At 71.1% G+C, this 20,209-nt stretch carries 10 protein-coding genes; 6 read left to right on the plus strand and 4 right to left on the minus strand.

Going from position 1 to position 20,209, the window contains the following annotated elements:
• The first annotated feature begins 286 nt into the window (after positions 1-286).
• Both OHS58_RS06135 and OHS58_RS06140 read left to right on the plus strand, forming a co-directional pair.
• Positions 287-6,955, plus strand: a complete 6,669-nt coding sequence (locus OHS58_RS06135) for a LamG domain-containing protein (RefSeq protein ID WP_328647453.1) — start codon at positions 287-289, stop codon at positions 6,953-6,955.
• Between the two features lie 32 nt (positions 6,956-6,987).
• A complete protein-coding gene (locus OHS58_RS06140) occupies positions 6,988-12,780 on the plus strand; it encodes an RHS repeat-associated core domain-containing protein (RefSeq protein WP_328647454.1) in 5,793 nt (1,930 codons plus the stop codon).
• A 56-nt stretch (positions 12,781-12,836) separates the two neighbouring features.
• Here the strand turns inward: OHS58_RS06140 and OHS58_RS06145 are convergent, their stop codons facing one another.
• From OHS58_RS06145 to OHS58_RS06160, 4 genes are read right to left on the minus strand one after another with little or no spacing between them, the layout of a single operon-like run.
• On the minus strand, positions 12,837-13,130 hold the full coding sequence (locus OHS58_RS06145; protein WP_328647455.1) for a DUF1330 domain-containing protein: 294 nt from the start codon (positions 13,128-13,130) through the stop codon (positions 12,837-12,839).
• Positions 13,131-13,164: 34 nt separating this feature from the next.
• Entirely contained in the window at positions 13,165-14,568 is a 1,404-nt protein-coding gene (locus tag OHS58_RS06150) for an MFS transporter (protein ID WP_328647456.1), read from the minus strand.
• On the minus strand, positions 14,565-15,023 hold the full coding sequence (locus OHS58_RS06155; RefSeq protein WP_326952341.1) for a MarR family winged helix-turn-helix transcriptional regulator: 459 nt from the start codon (positions 15,021-15,023) through the stop codon (positions 14,565-14,567). The genes OHS58_RS06150 and OHS58_RS06155 overlap by 4 nt, the downstream gene beginning before the upstream one ends.
• Before the next feature lie 31 nt (positions 15,024-15,054).
• Positions 15,055-15,822 (minus strand): PIG-L deacetylase family protein, encoded by a 768-nt coding sequence (locus OHS58_RS06160; protein ID WP_328647457.1) that lies wholly within the window; start codon positions 15,820-15,822, stop codon positions 15,055-15,057.
• 519 nt (positions 15,823-16,341) lie between these two features.
• Between OHS58_RS06160 and OHS58_RS06165 the strand changes: the two genes are divergently transcribed.
• The 4 genes from OHS58_RS06165 (at position 16,342) to OHS58_RS06180 (ending at position 20,201) form a co-directional block, all read left to right on the plus strand.
• Positions 16,342-16,809 carry a HEAT repeat domain-containing protein gene (locus tag OHS58_RS06165; RefSeq protein WP_328647458.1) on the plus strand — a complete coding sequence of 156 codons (468 nt, stop codon included), beginning with the start codon at positions 16,342-16,344 and terminating at the stop codon, positions 16,807-16,809.
• Positions 16,810-17,176: 367 nt separating this feature from the next.
• Positions 17,177-17,911 carry a TauD/TfdA family dioxygenase gene (locus OHS58_RS06170; protein ID WP_328647459.1) on the plus strand — a complete coding sequence of 245 codons (735 nt, stop codon included), beginning with the start codon at positions 17,177-17,179 and terminating at the stop codon, positions 17,909-17,911.
• The gene (locus tag OHS58_RS06175) at positions 17,911-18,894 is read left to right on the plus strand and encodes an AurF N-oxygenase family protein (RefSeq protein ID WP_326950817.1); all 984 of its coding nucleotides are present in this window, start codon (positions 17,911-17,913) and stop codon (positions 18,892-18,894) included. The genes OHS58_RS06170 and OHS58_RS06175 overlap by 1 nt, the downstream gene beginning before the upstream one ends.
• Positions 18,894-20,201 (plus strand): KamA family radical SAM protein, encoded by a 1,308-nt coding sequence (locus OHS58_RS06180; protein WP_326950816.1) that lies wholly within the window; start codon positions 18,894-18,896, stop codon positions 20,199-20,201. The genes OHS58_RS06175 and OHS58_RS06180 overlap by 1 nt, the downstream gene beginning before the upstream one ends.
• Positions 20,202-20,209: the final 8 nt, after the last annotated feature.

Below are 20,209 nucleotides of genomic sequence, written 5' to 3' on the forward strand. Positions count from 1 at the left end.
GGCCCTGCTGATCCGGGAGGACATCGGCGACGCGGAGGGCCGGGCGTCGGCACTGGTCGTCTTCGACGAGCTGTCCCACCCGAAGGTGGCCGAGGTGCGTGCCCGGCCGGTACTGACGGCCGCTTTAGCGGTTTCCCGGCCTGGCCACCAGGAGTTTCAGCGTGGGCTGAATCGTTCGCCCGCACGATGACCCGGCTGCGACGATTCCGCTCGCAAGAGCCGAGGCCGTGACGCTCGCGGCTTCGGCTCACTCACGCGCGGATGGCGCGACTCCAGGGAGCTCAACGTGCGACTACGTCGGTTGGCGTGCGCGGCGACGATCACCGCGCTGGTGGCGTCGATGGCCACGATCCTGGTCCTGGACGGCGGGAGTCCGCCGCCACCGGTACCGGTCACCCAGGCGCCCGACCAGGCTTCGGCGAAGCTGGCGGCGTTCCGGCAGGGCACCCGGGTGGAGGTGCTCGACCAGCGGACCCCGACCCGGGCGGTCTTCGCGAATCCCGCCGGCGGGATGACCGCCGAGCTCACGGCCGTCCCCACCCGGGTGCGCCGGGGCGACTCCTGGGTGCCGGTCGACGTGACGATGCAGCGCCGGGCCGACGGGACCGTCGGCCCCGAAGCCGCGGTGGGCGAGCTGACCCTGTCCGGTGGCGGCCCGGCGGGTGCGCTGCTGACCCTGCGGCGCGACGGGCACTTCCTGGAGCTGACCTGGCCGGGCCCGCTCCCCGCGCCGCGGCTCTCGGCGGCCACGGCGACCTATCCCGAGGTTCTGCCGGGGGTGGACCTCGTGCTGATCGCCGGCCCGAACGGCTACCAGCAGCAGCTGGTGGTCAAGACCGCCGAAGCGGCGAGGAACCCCGCGCTCGCGTCGATCCGGCTGGCGGTGCGCACCGACGGCCTGACCCTGAAGGTCGACGGCGCCGGCTCGGTGCACGCGGCCGCCGCGGGGGGTGGTGACGTCTTCGCCGCGCCGCCGTCGACCATGTGGGACGCGAAGGGCAAGACCGCGAAGGTCGCGGTGTCCGCAGCGGACGGCGCGCTCACCCTGTCCCCGGACTGGACGGCGCTCGCCGGTGCCGGCGTCGCCTACCCGGTGACGATCGACCCGAACATGGTGACGTTCGACAAGAACGCGTGGGCCACCGTGCTGTCCGGCAAGAGTAACCAGTCCTACTGGTGGACGAGCGGGTCGCCGCCGTGGGCCCAGGTCGGCCAGTGCTACGAAGACGGCTGGTGTGAGGGGATCGGCGAGGCGCAGACCTACTTCCAGTACGACACCGGGTTCCTGGCCGGCAAGACGATCACCCAGGCGAGCCTCGACACCACGGTCGTCTTCAGCCCCAACTGTTCCGGCCGGACCCACCGGCTGCACCTGGCCGACGGGCAGATCAGCCCGGAGACGACCTGGAACGTCCGGCCGGGCAGCCGGTGGTACCGGGAGTTCACCGCGCCCGGCGTGTACAACCCGGGCGGCTGCGGTGACTTCAAGACGGTGGGCGTCGACGTCGCCGACATGATCGACACCGGCGGCGTCACGACCTTCTTCCTGACGGCCGCGGACTCCGGCGACCAGATCGCCTGGCGCAAGTACGACCCGGGGGCGACCAAGGTCGTGGTGACGTACAACCAGGTACCCGACGCGCCGTCCGACCTGGCCACCGACCCGCCGCTGCCCGCGCCGTGCAAGTGGTGCGGCGGCGCGCGCTACCTGGCCGGCGACGACCTCCGGCTGATCGCCCGGCTGTCGGACCCCGACCAGGACCTGGTCGAGCCGCAGTGGGACATCTGGCGTGACGGCGTCCTGGAACGCCGCCTGGGCAACGGTTTCCAGAGCTCCGGGGCCTTCCACGACACGGTCGTCGACCTGAAGGGACTGCGGGACGGCACCGGCGTCGACTGGGTGGTGCGAGGCAGTGACGGCAAGGCGTCCGGCCCGGAAACGCACGGGACCGGGGCGTTCTACGTCGACCGCGTGGGGTTCACCGACCAGCAGGTACCGAACGTCTCCGCCGTGCTCTACCAGCCGGACAACCGCTGGCACGGCGGGACCGGGGTGCCGGACACGTTCACCTTCACCGCCAACAACGTCGGCGACGTCGACCACTACCTCTACGGCTGGCAGGATCCGCCGGCCACGCCGGTGGACGCCCAGTCGCTCGGCGGCCCGGCCAGTGTCCGGCTGACGCCGCCCGGCGACGGGCCCCGCGAGCTGTTCGTGCAGAGCGTCGACCGCGGCGGGCACCGCAGCAAGTCCCAGGTGCACCGCTTCTACGTCCGGCCGGGCAACGGCCCGCTGGCCCAGTGGTCCTTCGAAGGCAACGCGAAGGACAGCGCGCACCTCGGCGACCACCACGGCACGCTGGCCGGTGCCGCGACCTACACCTCGGGCGGCGCCGCGGGTTCGGCGGTGCACCTCGACGGCGTGGCCGCGCAGGTGTCGGCGCCGAACGCGGTCCGCACCGACACGAGCTTCTCGGTGGCCACCTGGCTGAAGCTCGACCAGCTCCCCGCGGCCGGCACCGGCTTCACCGCGGTGTCCCAGGACGGCGGCCGGCTCAGCGGGTTCCTGCTCGGCTACCGCGACGAAGGCGGCGGCAAGTGGGAGTTCACACTGCCCGCCGCGGACACCGCGCAACGCCCGGCGGGGGAGAGCGTCCGCGCGAACGTGGCGGCGTCCGTGGGCACGTGGACCCACGTGGCCGCCACCTACGACTCCCAGGCCAAGCAGATCCGCCTGTACGTCAACGGGGTGCTCGCCGGGACACAGGCCCGGACGAGCGGGTTCAACGCGACCGGGCCGCTGGCGATCGGCCGCGGCAAGTGGGCCGGTGCCCCGGCCGACTTCTGGCCGGGCTCGGTCGACGAAACGCAGCTCTACGACCGGGTGCTGAGCGCCCCCGAGATCGCGGCCCAGGTGGGGGCCAGCGGAGTGCAGGTCGCGCACTGGAAGTTCGAGGAACGCGGCGGCAGCACGGCCGTCAACGCGGTCGAAGGCGCGCCCGACGGCGTCCTGGACAACGGCGCGGCGTTCGTCGCGAACGGCGCCGTGGGCGGCGGGATCAAGCTCGACGGCGTCGACGACTCGGTGTCGGCCGCGGGCCCGGTCGTGCGCACGGACCAGAGTTTCTCGGTGGCCGTGCAGGTGAAGCTCGACCGGGCGGACGCGGGCACCTACACCGTGCTCAGCCAGGACGGCGAGCGGATCTGCGGGTTCTGCCTGCAGTACCAGGGAAACCGGTGGCAGTTCATCTTCCCGGGGTCCGACGCGGACAGCCCGGCCGAGTACTTCTGGGTGGCCGGGGCGTCGCCGCCGAAGGCCGGTGAGTGGACGGCTCTCGTCGGCACCTACGACGCGTCGACCCGCAAGATCCGGTTGTACGTGGACGGCGCCCTCGCCGGGGAGTCGACCCGTACGACGGCGTGGCAGGCGCTGCGGTCGTTCCGGATCGGCCGGGCGATGATCCGGGCCGAGCAGCGGCAGGCGTTCCCCGGCACCCTCGACGAGGTCCGGGTGTACAACCGGGCGATCGGCGAGGACGAGGTGCGCGGGATCGTCAGCCGCGACAACGTCACGGCGGGCACCTGGCGGCTGGACGGGACCGCCGTGGACGCGAACGGGAAGCTTCCCGGTGTCCTCAACGGCGGCCCGGACTGGTCGGCGGGACAGACCAACTCGCCGGACCCGGCCGACCTCGCGGTGCAGCTGAACGGGACCGGGGCGCACATCAGCACGCCCACCGCCGTGCACACCGACCAGAGCTTCTCGGTCGCGGCGTGGGCCCGGGCCGACAAGACCGGTGCGCCCGCGACGATCCTGTCGCAGGACGGCACGAAGGTCAGCGGCTTCGCGCTGCAGGCGACCGCCGACCGCTGGGCGTTCACCGCGATGCCCTCGGACGGCACCGCCGCGGGCGACCAGGCCCTCGGGGGCACCGTCCAAGCCGGGGTGTGGACGCACCTGGCCGGCGTCTACAGCAAGGACCGCAAGCAGCTCGACCTGTACGTCAACGGGGTGCTCGCGGGCTCGGCGGCGCACACGACCGCGTTCGACGCCACCGGCGGGTTCCAGATCGGCCGGGGCAAGCGCGCCGGGGCGAACGCCGACTTCTTCGCGGGCGCGGTCGACGACGTGTCGGTCTACAGCCGCGCGTTGTTCGCCGGTGAGGTCGCCACCATGGCGGGGCAGGACCTGAGCCTCGGCCACAACTGGACGATGGACGAAGGCAGCGGCACGACGACCGGGGACGCCGTCGGCCCCCGGCAGGCGACGCTGCGCAACGGCGCCACGTTCACCGCGGGCCGGATCGGCAACGCCGTCAAGCTCGACGGCGTCGACGACGTGGTGACCACCACCGGGGTGGACGTCCGGACCGACGGCAGCTTCACGGTGTCGGCCTGGGTGAACCTCGAAGGCACCACCTGCGACTTCGCCACCGAGACCAGCTGTTTCACCAGCGCGGTGTCGCTGGACGCCGGAGACGGCAAGCCGTTCAGCAAGTTCCGGCTGGGCTACGTCGAGGACACCGCCGGGCACGACGGCAACTGGACGTTCGAGATGCCCGAACGCGACGGCACCGTCACCAAGGCGGCGGTCGCGGCCGAGCCGGGGGAGCTGTGCCGGCCGGGGGAGCAGTGCAAGTGGGTGCACCTGACCGGCGTCTACGACGTCGGGGCCCGCGCGATCTGGGTGTACGTCAACGGGAACCGCAAGGACGACGGCACCCTGCTCACCAGCTGGCCGGGCACCGGCGGCCTGCAGATCGGCGGCGGCAAGGCGATCGGCGAGCAGCCCAAGTCGTGGCGTGGTGGCGTGGACGACGTCCGGATCTACAGCGGCGCGCTGACCGCCGACCGGGTGTCGGCGCTGGTGCGGTCCTACCCGTTGCCCGGCGGCCCGGCCACGCTGCCGGTCGCCGACGCGGGGGCGTGGAAGTTCGACGAGAACACCGGCACCACCGTGGCCGACTCCAGCGGCCGGGCCAAGACCGCGACGCTGAAGGGCGGCGCCGGGTGGTTCGCCGGCCGGATCGACAGCACCGGGTGGTTCGACGGCACGAGCGGGTACGCCGAGACCGCCGGCCCGGTCGTGGACACCAAGGGCAGCTTCTCGGTCGCCGGCTGGGCGTTCCTCACCGACGGCGCCCGCAACGCGACCGTGCTGGGGCAGGACGCGAACCAGGTGAGCGCGTTCCAGGTGCGCTACGACGCGGCGACGAAGAAGTGGGCCGCCGTCGTCGCCCTCGCCGACCAGGCGAACGCGGGCTCCGTCGTGCTCGTCTCCAGCGAGCAGGCGCAGCTCAACGACTGGGCGCACCTGGCGCTCGTCTACGACGTCCGGCTCGCGCAGCTGCGGCTCTACGTCAACGGGGCGCTGTCCGCGGTCCAGGTGGGGGTCACCGTCCAGGACGCCACCGGCAAGTTCGCGGTCGGCCGGGCCCGGGTGAACGGCACCACCGCGGACTACTTCCCGCGGGGCGTCGACGACGTGCGCGCCTACGGCCGGGCCCTGACGGACGGCGAGGTCCGCCGGGTCCACGACGAGGCCCCCGCGGCCGTCCACGGCTTCTGGCGGTTCGACGACGGCACCGCGCGGGACTACTCGTGGCGGCAGAACCCGACGACGCTGTCGAGCGCCGGAACGTCGTTCGCCCCTGGCGTCTTCGGCAAGGCGCTCGAGCTGGACGGGGTCGGCGGGGCCGCCAGGTCCACGAACGTCGGAGTCCCCATGCGGGACAGCTTCACGGTCTCGGCCTGGGCCAAGCTGACGCGCACCGACAAGGTGGCGACCGTGCTCGCGCAGGACGGCGTCCGCCGCAGCGGGTTCGCCCTGCAGTACCGGCCCGAGGTCGACCGGTGGATGTTCGGCGCCGCCACCAGCGACACGGACACCGCACCGCTGGTCTACGCCAACTCCCTGCAGCCGCCGACGGTCGGCGCCTGGACGCACCTGAGCGGCGTCTACGACTACGCCGCCCGCCAGCTGCGGCTCTACGTCAACGGGCAGCTCGTCGGGACGAAGGACAACGTGCTGCTGTGGGTTGCGGGCGGCGGGCTCACCATCGGCCGCGGCCGGGACAAGGGCGCGACGACGGAGTACTTCCCCGGCCTGATCGACGAGGTCACGACGGACAAGGGCGTTCGCCCGGCCGACAGCATCCGGCTGGCCGGGACCTTCCAGCCGCCCTCCGGCGGGCAGCTGGGCCGGTTCGTGAACGACGCCGGTGAGCGCTACACCGCCAGGTCCGCCACCGGGTCCGACGCGCCGTTCGCCGGCGCACCGGCGGGCTTCCGGTTCGACCGCCCGCTCGGGGTGGCGCTCGGCGGCCCCGGAGCGGACACCGTGCCGCTCTACACCTGCCGGGGCCCGGCCGGGCCGTTCACCTCGGCCGAGCCGGGGTGCGAAGGACAGCCGAAGATCGGCACCCTCGGCTGGGCCTACGCCACCCCGCCGGCGGACGTGGCGACGGTGCCACTGCGGCGCTGCCTGGACGGGGCCGCCCGGTTCGACTCCACCGACGTCGCCTGCGAGGGGCGCGCCACGGACCGGGTGCTCGGCCACGTCGCCGCCTACACGCCGCTGACCCGGTACTTCCACGACCTGTCGGGCCAGCACTACACCAGCAGCCTCGGTGCTCCGCCGGGCTTCCGCTACGGCCGCTCCCTCGGACTGCTGGCGACGACGGACCAGCCGGGCACCGAGCCCCTGCTGTCCTGCACGGACACCGCGGGCCAGTTCGTGACGCAGGACCCGGGCTGCGAGGGCAAGGGGACCGGCGTCCCGGTGGGCCGCGTCTTCACCCAGCCGCCGCCGGGACTGGCCGGCAGGCCGCTCTACAAGTGCGCGGTGGCCGGCGGGATCCGCTTCACGTCCGTCGTCGCGAACTGCGAAGGCCAGACCGTACTGGGACAGCTCGGGTACGCGCTGACCACGCTGCCCGGCCCGTCGGCACCCTGACCGCCACCCGACCGAACCCAAAGGGGAACTCTGTGCGCAGGACCTGGTTACGTCGCGGGCTCACCCGCGGTCTGGCGGCGGTGCTGTTCGTGACACTGGCGCCGGCCGCCGGCGTGCCCGGGGTGGCCGCGGCCGCGGGCGGGGGCCCGTCGGTCGAGCTGCCCGGCACGGCCTCCACGCCGGTGACCGCGGACGCCGTCGGGACCCGGCCCACGGACCAGGCGACCGCGGACGCGTTGCTCGGCAACCAGCCCGCCAAGCCCGCACAGGAGGGCGCGGGGACACCGACGGCCACCTCGCTGGCGCCGTCGGCCACCTGGGAGGTCGCCCCGCACACCGGGGACTTCAGCTGGTCCTACCCGCTTCGGGTGCCGCCGGCGCCGGGCGGGCTGGCGCCCTCTCTCGCGCTGTCGTACCAGTCGTCCACTGTGGACGGCCGGACGAGCGCGACCAACAACCAGCCCTCCTGGGTCGGTGAGGGCTGGGACCTCTCCCCGGGGTTCGTCGAGCGTTCCTACGGCGGCTGCGCCGACGACACCGAGGGCGACGTCAAGCCGCCCGTGGTCGGTGACCTCTGCTGGCGCAGCGACAACGCCACGGCCGCCTACAGCGGAGGCGGCGGGATGCTCATCCGCGACGACGACACCGGCGACTGGCGCACCAGAAGCGACGACGGTTCCCGCGTCGAACGCCTCGACGGCGCCGGGAACTCCGACGACAACGGCGAGTTCTGGAAGATCACCGCGCTGGACGGCACGCAGTACTTCTTCGGTTCGCAGCCGGACGCCAAGTCCACCTGGACCGTCCCGGTGTTCGGCGACGACGCGGGCGAGCCCTGCCACGGCGGATCGTTCGCCACGTCGCAGTGCGCGCAGGCGTGGCGCTGGAACCTGGACAAGATCGTCGACCGCAACGGCAACGTGGTGCGGTACTTCTACGAACCGGAGGCCAACTCCTACGGCCTGAACGGCAAGGACACCGCGGTGTCCTACATCCGCGGCGGCACGCTGGCGCGCGTCGACTACGGCCTGCGGGAGGACTCCGCCGTCGCGCCGAGCGGCCGGGTCGTGTTCGCTACGGCCGACCGCTGCGTCCCGGGCAGCACCTGTTCCCGCGACGACAAGAACAACTGGCCGGACGTGTTCTGGGACGGCGAGTGCGCCACTCCGACCTGCAAGGACCAGCACGCGCCGTCGTTCTACTCGACCAAGCGCCTGTCCACGATCACCACCCAGGTCCTCGGCGGCACGGTGCCCGTCGACGTGGACCGCTGGACACTCGACCAGCAGTACCCCGACCCGGGTGACGGCGAGAAGGCCGTGCTGTGGCTCAAGGCGATCACGCACACCGGACTGGTCGGTGGCCAGAGCACCCTGCCCCCGGTCACCTTCGAGGGCACCAAGTTCGCCAACCGCGTCGACACGATCGAGGACGGCATCTCCCCGCTGGTCCGCTACCGGCTCACCGGGGTCGTCTCCGAGGCCGGCGGGGTGACCTCGGTGACCTACAGCCCGGAATGCGCGGCGGGCGGGCCCCTGCCCGACAAGGACCACCCGGAGACGAACACGTTGCGCTGCTTCCCGGTGCGCTGGGCCAAGCGCAACTACGAGGAGCGTACGGACTTCTTCCACAAGTACGTGGTCACCGAGGTGACGCAGTCCGACCGGCTCTCCAGCAGCACCCAGCAGTCCACCCGGTACGAGTACCTCGACGGCGCGGCCTGGCACTGGGACACCTCCGAATTCGGCAAGGAGGACAAGAAGACCTGGAACGAGTTCCGCGGCTTCGGCCGGGTCAGGACCCGGTCCGGCTCGCCGAGCGACCCGGCCGGCCCGGTGAGCATGACCGAGCAGCGGTTCTACCGCGGCATGGACGGCGATCGGAAACCCGGCGGCGGTACCCGGGGGGCCAAGGTGAAGGACTCGGAGGGCGTCGAGCGCGACGACAAGGACTGGTTGCGCGGCTTCGGTTTCGAGGCCTCGAGCTTCGAGCGGGCGGTGCCGTCGGACCAGCCCGACCCGCCGAGGCTGACCAAGACGATCACCGACCCGGATTGGAAGGGCCCGACCGCGACCCGCGGTGAGTACCAGGCCTACATCGTCTTCGCCGGCACCCAGCGGCTCTTCACCGCACTCGCCTCCGGCGGCACGCTCACCACGAAAACCGTGACCACGTACGACGACCACGGCTTGCCGCTGAAGTCCGCCGACCTCGGTGACGTGACCAGGACCGACGACGACCAGTGCACCACCACCGAGTACGAGCGCAAGCCGGCCAAGTGGCTGATGAACCTGCCGTCCCGGGTGCAGGTCGATACCGTCGGCTGTGGACAGACCGCACAGTACCCGCGGGACGCCGTCTCGGACGTCGTCACCACCTACGACGGCAACGGCAACGCGACGTCGGTCAAGACCGCCAAGGAGCGCCCGGCCACCGGCCCCGTTTACGTCACGACCACGAACGAATACGACGTGCACGGCCGCGTGATCGCGGCCACGGATGGCCTGGGCGACAAGACGAAGACCGCCTACACACCCGCCGTGGGCGGCCCGGTCACGCAGGTCGCGTCCACCAGCCCCGGCATCGCCGCCGCACCGGCCGGGCTGGTGACCACCAAGGCACTGCACCCGGCCTGGGGCCTGCCGACCCTGGTCACCGACCCCAACCTCCGCAAGACCGAGACCACCTACGACCCACTCGGCCGTCAGGCCGGGGTCTGGTTGCCCCAGCGGGCCAGGGCCGGCAACCCGAAGCCCAGCTACGCCTTCACCTACCAGATCCGCAACGACGCGCTGACCGCGGTGACCACGACCAAGATCGGGCCGAAGGGCAACGAGATCAGCGGCGTCGCACTGCTCGACGGGTTGCTGCGGCCACGGCAGGCGCAGGCGCCGGCCCAGGGCGGCGGCCGGTTGCTGACCGACACCCGGTACGACTCGCAGGGCCGGGTCTGGAAGACGACCCAGCCGTACTTCCAGGACGGCCCGGTGGACACGACCCTGTGGATCGCCGCCGACGCCGCGGTGCCCGGCCTGACCCGCACCGAGTACGACGGCATCGGCCGCACCGTGGCGTCGATCTACTACGGCGGAGCCACCGAACGCCGGCGCACGACGAAGAAGTACGGCGGCGACCGGGTCGACACGGTTCCCCCGGCCGGCGGAACCGCCACGACGTCGATCAACGACGCCCGCGGCCGCACGATCGAGCTGCGGCACTACACCACGCCCGCGCCGTCCGCCTCCTACGAGACGACGCGCTACACCTATCACCCGTCCGGGCCGCTGGCCACCCTCACCAGTCCCGCCGGTGCCGTCTGGCGGTACACCTACGACCTGCTCGGCCGTCAGGTCCGCGCCGAAGACCCGGACGTCGGGGCCACGACGAAGACCTACGACGACGCCGACCAGCTCACCACGACCCGGGACGCCCTGGGTGTCACGATCGCGCACGCGTACGACAGCCTCGGCCGGGAGACCGGCACGTTCCTCGACCGGATCGGCGGGACGAAGCTCACCGAGATGACGTACGACACCGTCAAACTGGGCAAGGGCCGGATCGCGTCGGCCACGCGATGGGTCGGCGGCCGGGCCTACCGCAACGATGTGCTCGGCTACCACCCGTCGTACCAGCCCACCGGCACCTCGGTGACCATCCCGGCGGAGGAAGGACTGCTCGCGGGCACCTACAACAGCTACGTGGGTTACAACCCGGACGGCAGTGTGTCCAGCGAGACCTATCCGGCCGTGCGGGACCTGCCTTCCGAGACCGCCACGTACTCCTACAACGACCTCGGCCTGCCGAGCACGAGCACGGGCGAGGCCGGCGGGGCCACCGTCGAGCACGTCAGCGCGACCAGCTACACCCGGTACGGCGAGGTGCAACGGATGCAGCTGGGCTCGGGCACCGGCCACGTCTGGCTGTCGTCCTACTACGACAGCAACACCCGCAGGCTCACCAGGTCCATTGTGGACGCCGAGGTGCCGTCGCCGATGCAGTCCGACGTCCGGTACACCTACAGCCCGGCGGGGTCCATCACCTCGGTCGCCGACAAGTCCGCGGCGGCCGACGTCCAGTGCTTCCGCCAGGACGAGCTCCAACGACTCACCGAGGCGTGGACGCCCGCTGCGCAGACCTGGTCGGAAACCGCGGGCTGTCAGGGCGAGCCGTCCGTCGCCGGCCTCAGCGGCCCGGCACCGTACTGGCACTCCTACAGCTACGACGCGGCCGGCGACCGGCGTGCGGAGGTCCAGCACACGGCGTCGGGCACCACCACCCGCGACTACACCTACGAGACGCCGGGCCACGCCCACGCGCTCAGTTCCGTGGCCACCCGCGGACCGGGCGTCGCCGGGGTCGAGCAGTTCGGCTACGACGCGGTCGGGAACACGAAGAGCCGCAAGACCGCCGGCGCGGAGACGACGATGACGTGGGACGAGGAAGGCCACTTGGCCGCCTCCACCGCCGCCGACGGCAAGCAGACGTCGTTCGGCTACGACGCCGGTGACGGCCGGCTCATCCGGCGCGACCCCGACGCGACCACCCTCTACCTGGGCAACCAGGAGGTGCGGGTGAACCGCAGCGGCGGCAACCCGATCGTGACGCGGTACTACACGTTCGGCGGCAAGACCATCGCGACGCGCGTGGACACGGGCCCGCTGACCTGGCTGGCCGCGGACCACCAGGGCACCGGGCAGATCGCGATCGACTCGGGCCAGAACGTCACCCGCCGCCGTCAGCTGCCGTTCGGCGGCCCGCGCGGCACGTCGGCGGCGTGGCCCGGAGATCGCGGATTCGTCGGTGGCACCACCGATGCGAGTACCGGGCTGACCCATCTCGGCGCCCGCGAGTACGACCCGTCGACCGGCCGTTTCGCCTCGGTCGACCCGGTGCTGGCCATGGCCGACCCGCAGCAGATGAACGGCTACGCCTACAGCGGCAACAGCCCGGTCACCTACAGCGACCCGAGCGGGCTGACCCGGACCATGTGCCCGGACGGCGAGTGCGCCGGTGGCGGCTGGGCCCCCAACACGAGCCCGGCCAGCACCTACAACCCGCCGGTGAGCTGGATCCCGCCGTCGATCGCCGCCCCGGCCAACCCCGGCCTGACACTGCCCAAGAACAAGCTGTTCATCGGGCCGATCGCCAAGGACAAGGGTCCCCGGCCGACGATCGGCTGCACCCCGGGCAAGGCGTGCGGCGTGATCCCGAGCTGGCAGCTCACACCCGACTCGTGCAAGAGCAAGGGCGGCTTGTTCGACACGTCCGGCATCAGCGCGGCGTGCGGAGCCGACAAGGCCGTGCAGGCCGAGGCCAAGAAGGCGGCGACGCCTCCCGGGCACGGCCCCAACATCAACCTGATCGAGGAGTTCTTCCGCCCCATCCGCGAGGCGTACGAGTGGAAGGAGGAGATGAAGGAGAAGTTCTTCGACCACTTCACGATCGCCGACTGCTTCACCGGAGCCGCCGGTGCGGCCGCGGTCGCCTCGGTCGAGGTGTGCCACGGAATCGACAAGTACGGCGACGGCGTCTCGGCGTCCGGAAAGATCGCCATGTCGCCGTCCGTCGGCGTCAGAGCCACTTACGGCTTGAAGATCGCCGAGGGGACGGTCGAAGATCTCGGCGGCACGGGCTGGGCCGTCAGCATTCCGCTCGGCGCCGGGAGCATAGATTTCGGCGCGGGGGACAGCGGGAAGTGGTGGGGTGGCGTGGGTGTGGGCATCGGCGCCATGCCGATGTTCGGGAAGCTGGGTGGGCTGGACGCCAGTGCGGGTCTCGAGTACGCCGACTCGTGGCGGCTCAGCGACAGCCGCAAGCCCAAGTAACACCGCGGCTCGAGCACGACGGGCGGGGACCGGGTCACGTGCCCGGTCCCCGCCGGTCAGTCGAGGCCTTCGATGATGCGGAAGTCGCGCTCGACGCCGTCGGCGAGTGCGGTCAGCGCCTCCTGGTAGGGCGCACTCGCGCGGGCGGCGACGGCCTGGTCGAAGCTGTCGAACTCGATCAGGATGGTGCGCTGGGCGATTCCGGCTTCGTGGGCGACGACCCGGCCGTCGCGGGCGAGCACCCGCCCGCCCGCGGCCTTGACGGCCGGGCCGGCCAGCTTGTTGTAGGCAGCCAGCTTCTCGGGGTCCGAAATGGAACGGTAGACGCTGACCCAGTAGCCCTTGGGCATGGAACCTCCAGTGTCGGGATGAAATGCATCTGACTTACGGGGTTGTCTCGGACGAGCGCCGGCGGGCGAGGGCGAGGCCGGCCAGCGTCGTGATCATCATGGCGCCGACGCCGACCAGCGCCGCGGTGGTGTAGGCGCTGTCGTCGGGGAAGGGGCGGTCCGTGGCGGTGCCCGCGGCGAGGATCAGGCCGCCGATGGCGCTGCCCAGGGAGTACCCGACGCTGCGGACGACGTAGTTGAAGCTCATGGCGCTCGACGTCTCGCTCTTGGGGGTGACGGCCAGGATGACGCCGGGCATGGCGGCCGAGAAGCTGCCGACGCCGAAGCCCAGCACGCCCATGGCCGCGAGCAGTTCGGCCACGGTGGACCGGGCGGTGGCGAACAGGACGAACCCGCCGCCGACGATGGCGGCGCTGACGGCCAGGAGCAGAGGGCCGTCGATCCGCTTCCGGACCCGCGGCGTGAGCTTGCCGGCGACGAACCCCAGCACGGAGAACGGGATGAGGACCAGCCCCGCCACGAAGGTGGTCAGCCCGAAGCCGTAACCGGCGCTGTGCGGCGTCTGCGCGTAGCGGGTGATGAGCGTGAGCAGGAGGTACATGCCGCTGCCGCCGACGAACATGGCGATGTTCGCCCCCGCGACCGCCGGGTGCCGCACCGCCCGGACGTCGATCAGGGGCGTCGTGGTTCGCAGTTCGGAGACGGCCCAGACGCCGAGCAGGAGCACGGCGGCGACGGCAAGGGTCACGGCCAGGGCGAGGTGCCGGCTCCACAGGCTCCGCTCGCCGGCCAGGAACAGGACGAGGAACAGCCCGCCCGCCAGGACGAGCGCACCGGCCACGTTCACGCGAGCGGAGCGGCCTGCGGGAGCTGCGGGCATGGAGCGCCACGCGGTCACGAAGGCGATGGCGGTGACGAGCAGGCCGAGGCCGTAGGCGGCCCGCAGTCCGCCGAACTCGGCGAGCAGCGCGGCCAGCGGGTAGCCGACGCCGGCGCCGATGATGGAGACCACCGAGATCAGGGCGATCGTGGGCGCGCTGCGCTCCTCGGGAAGGTGGTCGCGGGCCACGCCCATCATCAACGCCGTGAGACCGAGGCCGGCGCCTTGGGCCGCTCGGCCCACGAGCAGCCAGGCGAACGGCAGCGGCAGCACGGTGAGCGCGCTGCCGGCGACGACGATCGCCAGCGTGGCGAGAATCGTGGCCCGCCGGTGCGGCCCGGCGCCGAGCCGGCCGAGGACGGGTGTGGCGACGGCGCCGCTGAGCAGGGCGATGGTCAGCGTCCACTGCGCGCTGTCGAGGGAGACGTGGAACGTGGTCGCCACGCTGGTGATGAGCGGCGTCCCGAGGCTGGCGACCGCCGCCACGACCAGGGCGATGAACATCAGGGCGGGGACCAGCAGACGTGCCTCGGAACGCATCGTCTCGGCCTCGGTCACCGGTCCGCCCCTTCTCGGGCGTGGCTTTCGAGCTCCGCCAGGTGCCGCAGCGCCGGAAGAGCTGCGGCCAGCGCCTCGACCTCGTCACCGGTGAGTTCGCCGATCAACCGCGCGTACGCGTCGACGCCCGCCTGGCGTCGCGTCCGGACGTACGACGCGCCGGCCTCGGTCAGGCACACCAGCGTGACCCGCTTGTCGGACGGATCGCCTTTCCGTTCGACCAGCCCGGCTTCCTCCATCACCCGGACCAGGACGGTCATCGCGGGCTGGGTGACGCCCTCGGCCACCGCCAGATCGGTGATCCGCCGCGGGCCGGTCTTGTCCAGGGTGGCCAAGGTGGCAGCGGACGTCAGGCTCATGTCACGGGGAAGACGTCTCACGGCCCTGGTGGCCAGCCCGTAGAGGGCGGACCCGATGGCATCGGAAGCGCCGCGCGCGGCGTCTCGGCGACTCATGCCGGAAGCATAGCAGCTTTATATTAACTCTTTATGCATCTCCTGATCGGGGTTCGCCGATGCTTAACTCCGGTGGTGCCTGCAGGTCGTGGGCGCGGAACAGGACGGCGTGCTCGACGCCCATGGCCTTGCCGCTCACCGCGGTGAACTTCGGGATGAAGTCCTCCGGGGCCGGGTGGTCCGGGAGCGCGGCCAGGTACGCGGCGTGCGCTTCGAGCGAGGCGATGCCGCGGCGCAGCGGCTCACCCGTGACCTCGACGCCGTGGGTCGCGAAGCCGGCGAGCCCGGGAAGGATCAACCAGCGCACCGAGTGCGGTTCGAGATCCTCGTCGTCGACCTGCTCCGGGAAGACCCACCGGTTGCCCGCGTCGCGCACCGCGTCGAGCGTCGCGAGGCCGGCCGCGCGGTGGTCGGCCTGGTCGAAGCCGAAGGGTGTCTCGATCTCGTAGCCGGTGCCGAGGACGACGTCGGGCTTGAACCGGCGGATCTCCCGGCAGATGTCCCGGCGCAGGTCGAGGCCGTAGACGAGCACGCCGTCCGGGTGTTCGAGGATGGTCAGGTGAGTGACGCCGACGGCGGCACAGGCGGCCTGCTGCTCGGCGACACGCAGGCGTGCGGTCTCCTCGGGAGGGTTCGGCATGCCGGCCTCGCCGCGGGTGAGCAGGAGATAGCCGACCTCGATGCCGCGCGCGGTCCAGCGAGCGACGGCCGCGGACGCGCCGTACTCCATGTCGTCAGGGTGCGCGACGACGCAGAGCACGCGGTGGAAGGACTCCTCGGGAAGCGCAGGCACTGTCATGGCGCCAACCTTCCACACCTCGGAACCGGCCGCCGGTTCTTTCGGAGGTGCCGATGAACGGCTGCCACGGGCGACTGGGAGCTCCACCTCGACAACTGGCTCCCCGACGACGCGGCCGCACGCTGGGAAAGGACCTGACCGCTCAGGCGTGCTCCGGGACAGCCGAGCATTGGCAGGCCACCTTCGACCGCTACCTGACGGCGCTGGTCCGCGTCTGCCTCCGAGCGCGAGAGACGCTTCGCGAGAAGGGCGTCACCCGCAGTGACTTCGTGGTGCTGCTCCTCGACGAGGAACAGCACGACACGGTGATCAGGCGCGTCCTGACCGCCGGCGAGGTGCGCCGTCACTTCCCGGCCTGCACGCGCGGTCGGTCGCGCTGGCCGGCGTCGCCGCACTCCCACCCCCCGAACGCGCCGCGTACCTGGCTCCTCTGCTGGGAAACTCCGAGGGCGACGTCCGGTCCGAAGGCGCCGATTCGGCTCTGCGTGACCTCGGTCCCGCCGCCTTCCCGGGCCTGCGATGTCGCTGTCCCGCCTCGGTCGCCTCGACCTCGTTCTCGACCGGGCCGAAAGCCTCCCCTCGGAAGTGGTGGTCAGTGCCGTCGTCGCGCCGCCGCGGGATTGCCACCCCCTGGCGGATTTCATCGAGCGGCGCCCGGCGTACCTGCCTGCGCTGGGCCAGTATTTCGCGCCTGGTAACGGCTTTTGCGATATAGCAGCGCACGAGGTGGGCACCGCGGTGACCGGCTTGAATTCGCCACACCTCATCATCCGCCGGCACGCCGTGGCCGCTCTCGGTCGGCGACGGCTCGGCAAGGACGTCGGCCGACGGGTGTTGCCACTGCTCTGCCGCACGATTCGCCAAGATCCGGATGCCGTCGTACGTCGCCTGGCGATTCTGTCGCTGCTGGCGTGGCGGATCGATTCCCGCCACCTGCAACCAGACATCAGGTCGAATGCGTCGATGTGGCCGGCCCGAAGTCGCTGAGATAGATCCGCCACGTGTCGACGTCGGCGTGCTCGGCGGCGACCGGCGAATGGCCGGGCAGCTCCCGCCAGAGGTAGGGCACCGGGAACGACTGACATCCATCGGCAGAACGCGAGCGGCGGGGCCTTGATCGACTGTCGACGGATTGTCGACGGATTGTCGACGGCCGATGCGACGGTGTTCGAGCCAAGAGGGCTGGGAGAGATTCGGGGAGGCTCGTCCGGGGATTGGGGTGACGCGTCGCGACCCGGATCGGCGTGCGGGGCCGCGGTCGTCGATCGGCCGCGCCACGGGGCCTGCGAGATCCGTCAGTGGCAACCGCTGTGAGCGGTCTTGGCGCTTTTACTGATGAAACAGGGGGCAGTCAATGGGGAGACCATTTCTGCCGGCACCGGCGGAGCTTGCCCGCGATGTGCTGGACGAGCACGGCTACGTAGTTCTGCGGGATGTCGGCGGACAGGATTCCGCGGCCGAGGTGCTGGGGCGGATCGGCGAGCTCATTCCGCAGTACAGCGGTTCGCCCACCCACGAAGTCACCTATCGGGCGGGTAACGACGGGCGCTCGTATTCACAGAGTGCGAACACCATTCTGGCGCACACGGAGGCGCCCGGGTGGGACCCGAGTCCTGCCTACCTGGCGCTGTACTGCCACCGGCAGGCTCGCTGCGGTGGTGGCCACACGGACCTGCTCGATGTGGAGACGCTGCTGCCCATGCTCACCGAGGAGGAAGCGGCCCTGCTGGTCGAGCCCGAACTCGTGTTCCCGGCGGCGGACGGGAGGCGGCTGCGCACCACGATGCTCGGCTCGGCGGCCGGCGGCCGGCGGCTGCTGAGGTTCAGCTTCAACCTGCTGACCGCGGGCGACTACGATCCGCCTCTTGCCGCGGCTCCCGTCGAGGGCGAGCTGCCGCTGGGGCCGGCCGGGCGGGCGCTGGCCCATCGGGTCAGTGACCTTTTCGCGGAATTCCGGACTCGCATTCTCATTCCGGACGATGGTTTGCTCGTCTGGGACAACCAGCGAATGCTGCACGCGCGGTCGAGTTATCAGGACAAGCGGCGCCATCTGACCCGGTTCTGGGTCTCGGACCGGAGGGTGGCGTGATGGAAGAAAACCTCCTGCACATTCCGGGGCTGCCGTCGTTCGACCCGGAAAACAACGTCGAAAGCGCCGTCATAGGTCGCCTCGCCGGCAATTGGCGGCGCCGGGCGACGGTGAAGCGGGACGAGCCGGACCTCGACGACTTGTTCGACGTCGGCCGCCCGGACTACCCGGAGCACCTCGTCCCCTTCCGCGACCATCCGACCTGGCTGGGGCTTCCCGACCATGTCCGTTCGCGTCTGCTGAGCTGGGCGTGGATCGCCTACAACCGGCACACGGTGCTGGCCGAGCAGCGGGTGGCGAACCCGGCTTTCGCGCTGGTGATGGAGGGTGAGTTCCCGGGCCTCGGTGGTCCGACCATGGAGATCGCGCTCGCTCAGGCGATGGTGGACGAGCAGTACCACACCCTGATGCACATCGGTGCCAGTGCGGTGACCCGGCGAAAGCGGCAAGCCGCGCTGCCCGACGCCTGGCTTCCGGACTCGCACACCGCCGTCGTGCACCAGGCGTTGCGCGATCGAGCCGAAGAACGGTGGCAGCGCAGTCTGACGACACTGGCCTTCGCCACGGTCTCGGAGATCTCGATCAACGCCTACCTGGACCTGCTGGCCGCGGACCCGGACATCCAGGTCGTCAACTCCACGACGGCGACACTGCACAATCGGGACGAGTACTGCCACGCCTCGATTTCCGACGAACTCGGAAAAGTCATCTACGAGGTGCTCGACCCGGATCGCAAGCGGTTCTTCCTGGACATGCTGGTCGCGGGATTGGAGGCGTTCGTGGCTACCGACTACTCCACGTGGGAACGCATCCTAGAGATCGAGCAAGTCCCCGGCCGGCAACGAATGATAGCGGAGACCAGGGCCGACACCTCCCGTGCTCGGCTGGTGCGCGACTACACCGGCCTGCATTCGCTGATGTCCGAAATGGACGTACTCGGCCAGGTCGACTTCGACTGGGGCAAAGCGGAAGTGAACAAGTGATGGCCACTCCGGTCGTCGAGGCCGTGGCGCTGCGCACGGTCTCCGGGCGCCGGCTGCGTGAGCTGGTGCTCGATCGCACCCGTGACGCCGGACTCGCCCACGAGGTCGACGTCGTCTCACAGGTGTTGCCGTTCAAGGTCAGCTCGTACGTCGTCGACCAGCTCATCGACTGGGACCGCGCACCGTCGGACGGGATGTACCGACTGGTCTTCCCGCACCGGGACATGCTCGAGGCGGCGGATTTCGCAGCCGTCGAGTCGGCGATGCGCACGGAGAGCCGGGCGGGTCTGCGGGCCGTGGCCGACAGTGTCCGGGACCGGCTCAACCCGCACCCTGGTGATCAGATCACCCTGAACGTGCCCGGTGAAGACGGTCAGAGCTGGGGGCTCCAGCACAAGTACCGTGAGACGCTGCTGGTCTTTCCGCGCCACGGGCAGACGTGCCACAGCTACTGTGGCTACTGCTTCCGATGGGCCCAGTTCGTCGACCGGCCGGACCTGCGCCAGGCGGTTTCCGGGCCGGAGGTGATGACCGACTACCTGCGCGGGCATCCGGAGATCGTCGACGTGCTGCTGACCGGCGGAGATCCGCTGGTGATGCGCACCGAGCTGATTCGTCAGTACCTGGAGCCGTTGCTGCGGCCGGAACACGACCACGTACAGACGGTTCGCATCGGTACCAAGGCGGTTTCGTTCTGGCCGCACCGTTTGCTGGCCGGCGGGGACGCCGATGAGCTGTTGCGGCTGCTCGAACGGATGGTGCTGGCGGGGAAGCACGTGGCGTTGATGCTGCACCTGTCGCACCCGGCGGAGCTGTCGACCGAGGCGGCGCGCGATGCCCTGCGCAGGTTGTCCGCCACCGGGGCGGTGCTGCGCTCGCAGGCCCCGGTTGTCCGGCACGTCAACGACGACGCGCACACGTGGGCACAGCTGTGGCAAAGCCAGGTCCGCCACGGTGTGGTGCCCTACTACATGTTCGTCGAGCGGGATACCGGCGCGAGACGGTACTTCGGGTTGCCGATCGCCCGCGCCCTCGAAACGTACCAGGGTGCGGTGCGGGCGCTGTCCGGTCTGGGCCGCACCGCCCGCGGCCCGGTGATGTCGACGTCCCCGGGCAAGGTCGCCGTGGACGGGATCACGCAGTTGCACGAAGGACCCGCCTTCGCACTGCGATTCCTTCAGGCACGTGACCCGGACCTGGTCGGCCGTCCCTTTCACGCGGTGTTCGACCCCCGTGCGCAATGGTGGGACGAACTGACCCCCTATGCGACGCAGGACGCCGAGTTCTTCGCCGGTGGCATCCGATGAGGCTGCGG

It is taken from the genome of Amycolatopsis sp. NBC_00348, from assembly GCF_036114655.1.
Classification (GTDB): Bacteria; Actinomycetota; Actinomycetes; order Mycobacteriales; family Pseudonocardiaceae; genus Amycolatopsis.